This window comes from Afifella pfennigii DSM 17143 (assembly GCF_000688515.1).
Classification (GTDB): Bacteria; Pseudomonadota; Alphaproteobacteria; order Rhizobiales; family Afifellaceae; genus Afifella; species Afifella pfennigii.
The window spans coordinates 52,947-62,931 of sequence record NZ_JHZK01000021.1; the positions used below are offsets into that span (position 1 = coordinate 52,947).

At 68.2% G+C, this 9,985-nt stretch carries 10 protein-coding genes; 5 read left to right on the forward strand and 5 right to left on the reverse strand.

Translation table 11 applies throughout. The annotated features are described in order from the left end of the window. Nucleotides 1-64 precede the first annotated feature (64 nt). The 3 genes from folD (at nucleotide 65) to Q331_RS0114185 (ending at nucleotide 2,543) form a co-directional block, all read left to right on the forward strand. Nucleotides 65-991, forward strand: coding sequence for a bifunctional methylenetetrahydrofolate dehydrogenase/methenyltetrahydrofolate cyclohydrolase FolD (folD, locus tag Q331_RS0114175; protein ID WP_034492313.1), 927 nt, complete (start codon nucleotides 65-67; stop codon nucleotides 989-991). Beyond that, the gene (locus tag Q331_RS0114180) at nucleotides 988-1,614 is read left to right on the forward strand and encodes a class I SAM-dependent DNA methyltransferase (protein ID WP_026381229.1); all 627 of its coding nucleotides are present in this window, start codon (nucleotides 988-990) and stop codon (nucleotides 1,612-1,614) included. The genes folD and Q331_RS0114180 overlap by 4 nt, the downstream gene beginning before the upstream one ends. 269 nt (nucleotides 1,615-1,883) lie before the next feature. After that, the gene (locus Q331_RS0114185; RefSeq protein ID WP_026381230.1) at nucleotides 1,884-2,543 is read left to right on the forward strand and encodes a DUF938 domain-containing protein; all 660 of its coding nucleotides are present in this window, start codon (nucleotides 1,884-1,886) and stop codon (nucleotides 2,541-2,543) included. Nucleotides 2,544-2,547: 4 nt separating this feature from the next. Here the strand turns inward: Q331_RS0114185 and Q331_RS0114190 are convergent, their stop codons facing one another. The 5 genes from Q331_RS0114190 to Q331_RS24330 all read right to left on the reverse strand — a co-directional run bounded on the left by Q331_RS0114190 (nucleotide 2,548) and on the right by Q331_RS24330 (nucleotide 6,870). Next, nucleotides 2,548-4,023 (reverse strand): alkaline phosphatase D family protein, encoded by a 1,476-nt coding sequence (locus Q331_RS0114190; protein WP_084175066.1) that lies wholly within the window; start codon nucleotides 4,021-4,023, stop codon nucleotides 2,548-2,550. A gap of 153 nt (nucleotides 4,024-4,176) precedes the next feature. After that, the gene (locus Q331_RS0114195) at nucleotides 4,177-4,902 is read right to left on the reverse strand and encodes an LrgB family protein (RefSeq protein ID WP_026381232.1); all 726 of its coding nucleotides are present in this window, start codon (nucleotides 4,900-4,902) and stop codon (nucleotides 4,177-4,179) included. Further along, nucleotides 4,892-5,248 carry a CidA/LrgA family protein gene (locus Q331_RS0114200; protein WP_026381233.1) on the reverse strand — a complete coding sequence of 119 codons (357 nt, stop codon included), beginning with the start codon at nucleotides 5,246-5,248 and terminating at the stop codon, nucleotides 4,892-4,894. The genes Q331_RS0114195 and Q331_RS0114200 overlap by 11 nt, the downstream gene beginning before the upstream one ends. Nucleotides 5,249-5,370: 122 nt before the next feature. Beyond that, entirely contained in the window at nucleotides 5,371-6,318 is a 948-nt protein-coding gene (locus tag Q331_RS0114205) for a hypothetical protein (RefSeq protein ID WP_026381234.1), read from the reverse strand. A gap of 33 nt (nucleotides 6,319-6,351) precedes the next feature. Beyond that, the gene (locus Q331_RS24330) at nucleotides 6,352-6,870 is read right to left on the reverse strand and encodes an HU family DNA-binding protein (RefSeq protein WP_322786510.1); all 519 of its coding nucleotides are present in this window, start codon (nucleotides 6,868-6,870) and stop codon (nucleotides 6,352-6,354) included. Nucleotides 6,871-7,099: 229 nt separating this feature from the next. Here Q331_RS24330 and Q331_RS0114220 point away from each other — a divergent pair, with 229 nt between their 5' ends. Further along, nucleotides 7,100-9,616, forward strand: coding sequence for a GcvT family protein (locus Q331_RS0114220; protein WP_026381235.1), 2,517 nt, complete (start codon nucleotides 7,100-7,102; stop codon nucleotides 9,614-9,616). A gap of 178 nt (nucleotides 9,617-9,794) precedes the next feature. Further along, nucleotides 9,795-9,985 (forward strand): DUF4372 domain-containing protein (locus Q331_RS23490; RefSeq protein ID WP_156953362.1); only part of this gene is annotated, 191 nt, incomplete at its 3' end.

A 9,985-nucleotide genomic window follows, 5' to 3' on the forward strand; every position in this document is an offset into this window, starting at 1 on the left:
CCGAACGATTGGCCTGCCAGGCAAGTCTCGCTAGAAGGGCCGCGAACCGTTGCAGGAGAGCAAAATGGCCGAGGCCGGCAAGGCACGCATCATCGACGGCAAGGCGGTGGCCGGCACCGTCATCGACACGGTGAAGAAGGGGCGTGAGGCGCTTCTTGCCGCCGGCGCCGACAATCCCGGTCTTGCCGTCGTCATCGTCGGCGAGGATCCGGCGAGTAAGGTCTATGTCCGCAACAAGGGCCTCAAAGCGGAGGAATGCGGCTTCCGCTCCGATACCCACCGCCTGCCGGCGGAAACTAGCGAGGAGGACCTTCTCGCCCTCATCGCCGAGCTCAACGCCGACCCGCTTATCCACGGCATTCTCGCCCAATTGCCCCTGCCGGCCCACATTTCGGAACGGGCCGTCATCAACGCCATCGACCCGGCCAAGGATGTCGACGGGCTCTCGCCGGTCAATCTCGGCCGCCTCGTCTCCGGCGCGCGGGCCGAAGCGCTCGTCTCCTGCACCCCGGCCGGCTGCCTGGTGATGGCCAAATCCGCCCTCGGCGAGAACCTTTCCGGCCTGGAAGCGGTCGTCGTCGGCCGCTCCAACATCGTCGGCAAGCCGGTCGCGCATTTGCTTCTTGCCGAGAACTGCACCGTCACCATCGCCCATTCCAGGACGCGCGATTTGCCCGATGTCTGCCGCCGCGCCGATATCCTTCTTGCCGCCGTCGGCCGGCCGCAGATGATTACGGGCGACTGGGTGAAGCCTGGCGCCACCATCATCGATGTCGGCATCAACCGCATCCCCGCGCCCGAGCGCGGCGAGGGCAAGACCCGGCTCGTCGGCGACGTCGATTTTGACAGCGCCGTGGAAGTCGCCGGCGCCATCACGCCGGTGCCGGGCGGCGTCGGCCTGATGACCATCGCCATGCTGATGGCCAACACGCTGACGGCGGCGGCGCGGGCCGCCGGCCGTCCGGACATCGCCGAGGCGGCGCTGGCGTGAGCGGGGCGGGCGAAGCCCCTCCGGAGCTCGCCGAGGCGGTCGTCGGCATCTATCGCCGCCATGCCGCCGCCTTCGACGCCAGGCGTGGGCGCGCTTTGTGGGAGCGCGGCTGGCTCGACCGCTTCCTTGAGGCCCTGCCGGCGAGCCGGGAGGTGCTCGACCTCGGCTGCGGCATGGGCGAGCCGATCGCGCGCTATCTGATCGACCATGGCTGCCGGCTCACCGGCCTCGATTCCTCGCCCGCTCTTCTTGCCCTGGCGCGCCGGCGCTTCCCGCAAGCGGCCTGGGTGGAGGGCGACATGCGCGAGCTTGCCCTTGCCCGCCGCTTTGCCGGCCTTCTCGCCTGGGACAGCTTCTTCTTCCTGACGCCCGATGCCCAGCGCGACATGTTCCCCCGCTTTGCCGCCCATCTTGAGCCGGGCGGAATGCTGCTTTTCACCAGCGGGCCGGAGGCCGGGGAACGGATTGGCGCTTTCGAGGGCGAGAAGCTCTACCACGCCAGCCTCGCGCCGGCGGAGTATCGCGCCCTCATCGCGGCGAACGGTCTTGAGGTTGTGCGGCATGTCGCCGACGATCCCGATTGCGATCGGCACACCGTCTGGCTGGCGCGGCGCCGCCCCTGACCGCCCAGCGCCCGCGTCCGTAAGGGCTTGGCGTGACGACGGTTTCGCACGCGGCTCAGCTTCAGTTATCGTCATGGCCGGGCTCGAGCCGGCCATTCATGCCTGTGCGCCCGAGCCGAGGTATCGAGCCGCGTGTGGCGAGCCCCGCGCAGCCGGGCGGCGCGGGGCCGAAGCGCGGGGAACAAAGCCGCCGCCCTCTTTCCCGCCCGCATGAAGCCATAGCGCCGCAGATGCTGGCCGCGCCGGCCGCGATCGCCTAAGTAGCGCCCATGACGGACTTTTCCCCGGGCCGGGGAAGGCCATCGCCCTTCGCCGACGGCCGGCTCGACACCCCCTCCTATCACCGCAACCATCTGCCCATCCGCGGGGCGCTGGCGCCCTTTCTTCAGGGCCGGACCGGCCATGTCCTGGAAATCGGCTCCGGCTCCGGCCAGCACGTTCTGGGCTTCGCCCGCGCCTTTCCCGCGCTCGCCTTCTGGCCTTCCGACCCGGAGCCGGCGCACCGGCAAAGCATCGCCGCCTGGGCCGAGACGGAGCGGCTCGGAAATCTCAGAGCCCCCTTCGCGCTCGATGTGCGCGAGCCGTGGCGGCTGAACGCGCCCGGCCATCCGCCGGCGGCGCTGCAGGCCGTCATCGCCATCAACGTCCTGCATATCGCGCCCTTCGATGTCTCAAGGGCGCTGATTGCCGGCGCGGCGAGAAACCTCGTCCCGGACGGATACCTGTTCGTCTACGGCCCTTTCGCGCGCGAGGGGAGGATGAGCGAGGGCAACGCCGCCTTCGACGCTTCGCTGCGCCGCGCCGATCCCGCATGGGGCCTGCGCGACATCGCCGAGCTTCAAGGCCTCGCCGAGGCGGCCGGCATGCGCCTGGAAGCCGTCAAGGACATGCCTGCGGGCAACAATGTGCTGGTGTTCGCCGCAGGCTGAGGGCTCACACCCCCATCCTTCCCGTCGCGCCGCTTTCAAGCTCCCACCAGGTCTCCCAGTCGTCGCCCCTGCGCTCCAGCATGAGGAAATTGCGTTCCGCCGTATAAACGCTTGCCTTGCCGGGCAGCGGGTGCAGGCGGATCGGGTGTTCCTTCAGCGGCGCCTCGCCGAGCCGGGCCAGCGCGGAAAGGGCGAGCGCATAGGCCTTCGGCGGCGGCGGATGGGTGATGCCGGAGGCGACGAGCTGGTGCAGCGGGCCCTTCTCGGCGGCAAGCGTGCCGCGCGTTGCAAGATGGATCTCGCCGGAGACGACCGTCACCGCGACGCCCGGCCTTGCATGCGTTTGCAAGAGCAGCTTCAGGAAGCGCCGCCATTCGCCGCGATGCGTGCGGCTCTGCCACTGGTCGCGAAGGTCGTCCTCGTATTTCTCCGCCACCGGCGTGATGCGCATGACGGCCTCGATCAGCGACAGGCGCGGCCCGAGCGCCGGCACGGAGGAAAGGAGGAGGACGCGGCCCTCCTTCACCTCGCCGAGCGCTTTTTCCAAGGCCGCCCAGCCGGCGCTGCCCATCACCCGCTCGCGCCGGCGTTCGGAGCGCAGATCCGGCGCCACCACCGTCAGGCCCGGCAGCTTGACGGCGAAGGAGAGCGAGGCGCCGGTGGCGTCGAGCAGCGTTTCCGGCAAGGCCTGCGGCGCCGCGCCCACCTGGAAGAGGAGGAAATGCTCGCGCGCCACGGCAAAGAGCGCCTTGCCGACGGGGCTGTCGAGCTTTTCCGCCGGCAAGGAGCCCCAGCCGTCGCAGATATCGTGGTCGTCCCAGATGGCGAGGGAGGGAATGCGCGCAAGAACGCGCGAGATTTCCTCCTGGCCGTAGAGCTCCAGATAGCGCTCCAAGAGGACGCGGTTCAGCGCCTCGGTGATGTCGGCGATTGTCTCCTCGCTAGCGCCGGCGCCGGGGTCGCCCCCCTGGCGCGCCCATTCGCGCGTCATGGGATGGGCGAGAAGGATTTCGTCGGCGTAGATCTGGTCGCCGCCATGCAGGAGAAGGCCGATCGGCGCCGCCTCGTTGAGGGCGCCGAGCCGCGCCCACAGAACGTTGCGCTCCGCCTGCGGCCGCTCCCGGTCACCCTCCTCCTGGCCGTTGCAGGAAACGAAGGCGAGGCGAATATCGCCGGAAAGGTCGCTGAAGACCGGATGGCGCTCGCCGCCGAGTTCGTACCAAGCCGGCCTCTCGGCCGGCAGCGAGAAACGATAGGCGAGGATGGCGACGCCGTAGCGCTCCATCAAGAGAGCCGGCTCCACCTCCGTCTCCGCCGTCCTCAGCACCGGGCGGGTCGCCGCGGCGGGCAGGGCGAGGGTGGCGACGAGGGCCATCCGCCCTGCCTTTACGCCGCGCAGGAAGAGCATCGGCCGGGTGCGGGCTGCAAGGCGCTGCAGCATGGCGTCGTCGGCGGGCGTGATGGCTTGGGCTGCGGACATGAACGAGCTTGACGGGATGAGGCGGGGCGGCGCCCTGAGGTAGGCGAGGGCGCCGCGGTTTCAACGGCGCCGCCGCAGAGAGGTTTCAGTCGGGGCGAGGTTTCAGTCGGGGCGAGGTTTCAGTCGGGGCGAGGTTTCAGCCGGCGGGAGATTTCAGCCGGCGAAGACGAGCTTCCACAGGATCGGCAAGAGCAGCGCCGTCGCCAGGGCGTTGAGCCCCATGGCAAGGCCGGCGAAGGCGCCGGCCACCTCGCTAACCTGCAGGGCGCGCGCCGTGCCGATGCCGTGCGAGGCCGTGCCGATGGCGAGCCCGCGCGCCCGCATGTCCTTGATGCGCAGGAGGTTGAGCAGCGGCGGGCCGAGCGCGGCGCCGAGAATGCCGGTCAGGATGACGAGGACGGCGGTCAGCGAGGGCAGGCCGCCGAGCTGTTCGGAGATGCCCATGGCGACCGGCGCCGTCACCGATTTCGGCGCGATGGAGACGAGGGTGAGGCGGTCCCCGCCGAGCGCGAAGGCTATGCCGATGGCGCTTGCCGCCGCCGTCAGCGAGCCGAGGATGAGGCTGACGAAGATGGCGCCGCCGGAGCGGCGGAGCTGGTGGAGTTGGCGGTAGAGCGGGATGGCGAGCGCGACGGTGGCCGGGCCGAGCAGGAAATGCACGAATTGCGCGCCTTCAAAATAGCTCTCGTAGCTGGTGCCGGTGAGAATGAGGATGGCGACGAGGATGAGGACGGCGATGAGCACCGGATTGAGGAGCGGGTTCATGCCGGCGCGCCGGTAGAGGAAGGCGCCGAGCTGATAAGCCATAAGCGTCAGGGTGAGGGCGAGAAGCGGGCTTGCGGCGAGATAGACCCAGATATCGCGAAAGCTAGTCGTCATCGCGGCCTCCGCCCAGCCGGGTGAGGAAGACCATCGCCGCGGCGGTGACGGCGATGGTGAGAAGCGTGGAGGCGACGAGCGCCACGGAGATGGGCAGCGCGTCCGTGCCGATGAGGGAGAAATGCACGATGACCCCGACGCCCGCCGGCACGAAGAGGAGCGAGAGGTGGGAAAGCAGCGCATCGCCCACCTCCGCCAGCCCTTCCGGGATGCCGCCGCGGATGACGAGCCCGGCGAAGAGAAGCGCCATGCCGAGAACCGGGCCGGGCACCGGCAGTCCGGACGCGGCGACGAGAAGCTCGCCGGCAAGCTGGCAGGATAGGATGAGCGTCAGATAAAAGAGCATGGAGGAACTCGAAGGCTGTCGGTCGCGATGGGCGCCGGGAACGGTGCGGGCCGCGCAATCCTGCCACGGGGCGCCGCTGGCGCGCCATCCGGCAAGCGGCTGCGCCAACGGCGGCAAGCGCCTCAGCGCCCGCCGCTCTCCGGCTTCTTGCGAAAGGCGTCGAGCGCTTCGTAACAACCGCGGTGTCGGTAGATGAGATACTGGCTGACCAGCGTCCACATGTGGTGCTCGTCCTCGGCTGTCTGGGGCAGGGCAAGGCCGAGCTTTTCGGCAAGCTCGCCGCGGAAGAGGTCGAAGGCCGCCTTCACGTAATCGCCGTAGAGGCGGAGCGCGCCCTGCGCCATGTGCCGGGCAAGCAGCGCGACCAGGAGCGCCGTCAGCGGCAACCACCAGCCCGGCAGCCGCTCCTTGAAGGCGGCGAGCCCCCCATAAAGGAGAAGCACGATGACCCCGGCGTAGAAGGTGTTGACGGCGAAATCGAGCTGCGCCTTCGCCTCGTCGAGGCGCTTGCCGAACGCTTCCGGGATGACGGCTTCCAGCCGCGGCCAGGCGGGGATGGCATCGAGCCCGTAGACGACCTTGGAATGCACCTCCAGCGCCCGGAAGGCGTTGCCGAAGCTGGTGGCGAGCACGAACTCCGCCTCGTGCGGGTAATCCTCCACCGCCCGGCGCAGGCGCTCCGAATGGTCGGACGGGAAATAAGGCAGCTCTGTCCCCTCGCGAAGCGCGCGGTCGATCGCCTCCTGGCGGTGCAGCACCGGCTCCACGTTGTCGCGAAAGCCTTTCCGCTTCCAGAATTCCATCAGCGAGAAGGGAAAGACGCGCACATAGCCTTCCAGAAGCCGCAGGAAGGCGCGGTTGAGCGCCAGGAGCAGGATGGCGAGAAGCCAGACGGCGGCAATCAGGATGGCGGCGTCGAGAAGGTCGGAGACTTTCGGGAAGGTGAGGAAGGGCGGCAACAGGCCGAAGAGGTGAAGGCAAAGCTGAACGCCGCCGACGAGGATCGCCGCCGGCAGGAAATAGCCGATGAAGAAGCTCTTATCGATGAGGTCCGGGAGCTTGCCGAGCATTGTCCTTCCCGCCTCTGCCACGACCCGCCGGCGCTAGCGCCGGCGCCGGCCCCGCGCGCCGCCCTTGCCCGGTGTCCCCTTGCCCGGTGTCCCCGTGCCCGGTGCCCCCGTGCCTGGGGCTTTGGTGGTTGGCTCGCCGGAAAGGCCGGGCGGCGGCGTCGTCGGCCGGCCGGGAAGGCCAGGCGCGGGCGTCACCGGATTGCCGGGCAGGCCGAGGCTGCGTGTTGTCGCCCCGCCGGTCAGCTCTTCGCGCAGCCTTGACGCCGGCTTGAAGCGCACCGCCTTGCCGGCGGCGATGCTCACCGTCTCGCCGGTATGCGGATGGCGGGCGATGCGCGCCGCGCGCTTGTTGAGCTTAAAGGCGCCGAAGCCGGAAAGCCGCAATTCCATGCCGCCCCTCAGCCCCTCCTGCATCTGCGCGAAGACGATATCGACGACCTCGGCGGCGCGCGCCTGGCTGATGCCCGTCCTCAGCGCAACCTGCGCAATCAGCTCCTTCTTGTTCATGCCCCCGACCTCGCGCCATCGCAGGTTGCATGGCGATGTTTGCAGAAAATTCTCAGCGAGGCCAGTTGCCCGCCGCGCCGGGGGAAACGCCGCGCCAAGCGCGGCTGCGAGCGGCTGGGCCTTGCGCCATCACAGGGCGAAGAGAAGATGACCTCGCGAAATGCCGCTCACGGAAGGCGCCATGTCGCCGCTCGGCCATGAAGGACGCGCCGCGCCCGATATGAGCGAAGAGGCGGAAAATGGCCGTCCGTGAGCCGTGAGCGGGAGAGGGGCTATGAAGTCACAAGCGCGCGTGGTCGTGATCGGGGGCGGCGTCGTCGGCGTTTCCACCCTTTATCATCTGGCCAGGAAGGGCTGGTCGGACGTGGTGCTGGTGGAGCGCCGCGAGCTCACCTCCGGTTCCACCTGGCATGCCGCCGGCCTCCTGCCGCTCTTCAACATGAGCTACTCGGTCGGCCAGATCCACAAATACTCCGTGCGCTTTTATCAGGAGCTCGCCGAGGAGACCGGCATGGATACCGGCTTCCGCAAGGTCTCCAATGTGCGCATGGCCCGCACCAGGGACCGCTGGGACGAGTACATGTACTATGCGGGCGTTGCCCGCACCATCGGCGTCGACGTCAGGGTGATGCGCCCCGAAGAGATTTCCGAGCTCTGGCCCTATGTGAAGACCGACGACCTTCTCGGCGCCATCCAGCACACCGAGGACGGCTATATCCAGCCCGCCGACCTCACCCAGGCGCTGGCGCGCGGCGCCCGCAGCCGCGGCGCGGAAATCTACCGCAACACGGAGGTGCTGGGGCTGGAGCAGCAGGGCGACGACAGTTGGATCGTCAGGACCGACAAGGGCGACATCGCCGCCCAGCACCTCGTCTTCGCCACCGGCAATTTCGCCCGCCGGACCGGCGAGATGGTCGGCCTCGACATTCCGGTCATCCCGGTGGAGCATCAGTTCATCGTGACGGAGCCCATTGCGGCGATAAAGGAGTTTCGCAGCAACGGCGGCGCCGAGCTCTGCGTTCTGCGAGAATCCGACAGTTCCTGGTATATGCGCGAGGAGGCGGGTGGGCTTCTCCTCGGCCCTTACGAGATCGGCGCGCCGGTCTGCTATGTCGACGGCCCCGACCCGCAAGCCGAATACGAGCTCTTCCAGGAGGATCTCGACCGGCTGATGCCGCATATCGAGACGGCGATCGCCCGCGTTCCCTATTTCGGCGAGGTCGGCATCAAGAAGGTCTACAACGGCGCCATCGCCTATACGCCGGATGGCTCGCCGATGGTCGGGCCGGCCTGGGAGGTGAAGAATCTGTGGCTGAACGAGGGCCATTCCTTCGGCGTCACGGCGGCCGGCGGCGCCGGCTGGCAGCTTGCCGAATGGATGGTGGAGGGCGAACCCACCATCGACATGATGGGCGTCGATCCGCGCCGCTTCGGGCCCTATGCCGGCCGCGGCTATCTGAAGGCCAAGAACGAGGAAGCCTACGCCAACGTCTTCACGCTGCATTATCCCGACGAGGAGCGCGCCGCCGCCAGGCCCTTGAAGCGCGCCCCCTGCTATGAGCGCATGGCCGGCCTCGGCGCCGTCTTCGGCTCCGTCTATGGCTGGGAGCGGCCGAACTGGTTCGCGCCGGACGGCTACGAGGTGCCGCATGATGAGCTCGACGTCGACGACACGCTGACGAACCACAACCATCCCCCGGCCGACCATACCGGCCGCATCCGCGAGCGCTGGTCCTTCCGCCGCTCCAACTACTTTCCCTTCGTCGGCGAGGAGGTGAAGGCGGTGACGGATGGCGTCGGCCTTCTCGACATGTCGGCGTTTGCCAAGATGGAGGTCTCGGGGCCCGGCGCGCGCCAATGGCTGGATCTTATCTTCGCCAACCGCATTCCGAAAAAGCGCGGGCGCATCGCGCTCTGCCATCTCCTGACCCCGGCGGGCGGCGTGCGTTCGGAGTTCACCGTCTACGAATGGGCGAGGGACCGCTTCTATCTCGTCTCCGCCGGCGCCTTCGAGCGGCACGACCACGACACCTTATGGAAGCTCTGCCCCGCCGACGGCTCGGTGCGGCTGCGCCCCATCACCACGCAATTCGGCGTCCTCGTCGTCGCCGGGCCGCGCTCGCGCGAGCTCTTGCAGAAGCTGACGTATGCCGACCTATCGGGCGAGGCCTTCCCCTGGCTCTCCGGCCAGTTCGTCAATATCGGCATCGCCCAGGCGCATGCCCTGCGCGTCAATTTCGTCGGCGAGCTTGGCTGGGAGCTGCATCACCCGATCGAGATGCAGAACACCATCTTCGATCTGTTGATGGGCGAGGGCGCCTCGCTCGGTCTCAAACCCTTCGGCATCCGGGCGATGGATGCCATGCGCCTGGAAAAGAGCTACCGGCTCATCCCGCGCGAGCTTTCCATCGAATACACCGCCTATGAGAGCGGCCTTGACCGTTTCGTGCATCCCAACAAGGGCGACTTCATCGGCCGCGATGCGCTCGTCAAGGCGCATGCCGACGGCGACCGCTGGAAATTCGTCACTTTGGGCGTGGAGGGCATCACCGACGCCGATGCCAGGGGCAACGAGGTGATTTTCGCGCCCGGCTCAAACGATATGGTCGGCCGGGCCACCTCCGGCGGCTACGGCTGGCGGCTCGGCACCTCGCTGGCGCTCGCCATGGTGCGGCCCGAGCACGGCGGCGAGGGCGCGGAGATGGATATCGCCATCCTCGGCGAAAGGAGGCGGGCGCGGGTGATTGCGGAAAGCCCCTTCGACCCGGAGAACGCCCGGCTGAGAAGCTGACGGGCGCGAACCGCCCCTGGCGACACTCCCCCTCAAACCGCGGCCGCGGGCGCACAAGCATGGATGGCCGGGCCGAGCCCACGGCTGTCCGGTTTAATTTTGTGGACTGAGCGCACGGTGTTGATTCTACTCGTGTTCAGACGTTTGGCGCGTCTTCCGGACACGAGGGAGCAACACCGTGCGGCACCACAATAGCGTTTTCCACGACGTCTTGAAGCATGTTCCCTGGGGCGTGTTCGAACGGCTTGTGGACAAGCACCATGCGGACAAGCATGTGCGTCGGCTGTCGACCAAGAGCCAGTTCGTGGCCTTGCTCTATGGGCAATTGTCGGGGGCTCAGAGCCTGCGCGAGATCGTCGGCGGCCTTGA